The following is a 1,580-nucleotide window of genomic DNA, read 5'->3' as shown; positions in this document are numbered from 1 at the left end:
CGGGCCTAGGCGAGGCACCGAGTGTTGGGGCAAGAGCCCTTTTGGTTACTTTTGGGGCTCTTTTCCAAAAGTGACCCGCCGTAAGGGCGGAACCATACTCCGCCGTGACCACAGCAACGGATATGCCCCCAATCACTCCTTACCCACATAAGAAGTGCGCCCATCCCACCCCCCACCCAACGCCGCGATCAACTGCACACTCGCCACCAACCGCGTCTGCAGCAACGTCAGCACCGTGCGCTCATTACTCAACGCCGTAGCCTGCACCGTCACCACATCCAGATACGCAATCAACCCCGCCTTGTACTGGTTCTCGGTCAACCGCAGCGACTCCCGCGCCGCGTCGAGTGCTTCATTGCTGACCACCGCCTCGTCTTCCAGCACCTTCAACTGCACCATATAGTTTTCAACCTCACGAAAACCATCCAGCACCGTCTGCCGGTACTTGGCCACCGTCTCGTCATAGGTCGCAACGGTGCGATCAACCTCGGCCGAACGCTGCCCGCCATCAAACAAGGTCATGGCCAGTTTCGGCCCTACCGACCAGAAGCGGTTCGGCAAACTGATCCAGTCGGCATAAGTGCTGCTGGAATACCCCCCCGCCAGACTCAAGGTCAAATCCGGGTAATAAGCCGCCTTGGCCACGCCAATATTTGCGTTGGCCGCAATCACCGAGCGCTCGGCCGAGGCAATGTCTGGACGACGCTCAAGCAGTTGCGAGGGCAAGCTCACCGGAATCTGTGGCAATGCCGGAATGTCCTGGCTCACCGCCAGATTGAAATTGGCCGGCGCCTCGCCAATCAGCACAGCGATGGCGTTCTCCAGCTGGGCACGCTGCCAAATCAGGTCGATCAAGCTGGCCTGGGTGGTCTTAAGCTGAGTCTGCGCCTGGGCGATCGCGTCCTTGCCCGACACACCCGCGCGGTATTGGTTTTCGGTCATTTGCAGCGAACGCTTGTAGGTGTCGAGCGTGGCTTGCAACAGACGGGTCTGTTGATCCATGACGCGCAGTTGCAGGTAGTCCTGCACCAGTTCCGATTGCTGGCTCAAGCGCATCGCGGCCAGGTCAGCCGAGCTGGCCTCGGCGGTGGCCTCGTTGGCCTCAAGGCCTCGGCGCAACTTGCCCCACACGTCCGCCTCCCAACTCACGCCCAACTGCGCGTTGAGGGTGTCGCGGATGCCGCTGCTGGAACTGCTGAGGCTCGCGTTACTGCTGCCAGTGCCCTGGCTGGCGCGGGTTTTACCGGCGCTCAGGTCAACCGTGGGGAAAAATGCACCCCGCGCACTGCGCACCTGGGCCTGGGCCTGGCGAAAGCGTGCCTCGGCCTGGGCCACGGTCTGGTTGGCGTTGTTGAGGCGCGTCACCAGGTCATTGAGCTGGCGATCACCATACAATTCCCACCAGGCGCCACGGGCCAGGGAGTCGCTCGGTTTGGCCTGACTCCAGCCCTGGGCTTCCTTGAACTGCGCAGGCTCGATCACGTCCGGGCGTTTGTAATCCGGGCCGATGGCGCAGGCGCTGAGCAGTGCGCCGCACAGCAATACCACTGCCAACTTGATACTGTGGCGAGGGAGCTTGC

Annotated in this window: 1 protein-coding gene; it reads right to left on the bottom strand. The window is 61.8% G+C overall.

Features of this window, described 5'->3' with window-relative positions:
- Positions 1 to 132: 132 nt before the first annotated feature.
- The gene (locus BFW87_RS23565) at positions 133 to 1,560 is read right to left on the bottom strand and encodes an efflux transporter outer membrane subunit (RefSeq protein ID WP_078742114.1); all 1,428 of its coding nucleotides are present in this window, start codon (positions 1,558 to 1,560) and stop codon (positions 133 to 135) included.
- Positions 1,561 to 1,580 lie beyond the last annotated feature (20 nt).

The organism is Pseudomonas fluorescens (assembly GCF_002022275.1).
In the GTDB taxonomy this organism is placed as follows: domain Bacteria; phylum Pseudomonadota; class Gammaproteobacteria; order Pseudomonadales; family Pseudomonadaceae; genus Aquipseudomonas; species Aquipseudomonas fluorescens_AJ.
Note: the sequence above shows the minus strand (reverse complement) of the source record. Positions and strands in the feature narration are given on the sequence as shown.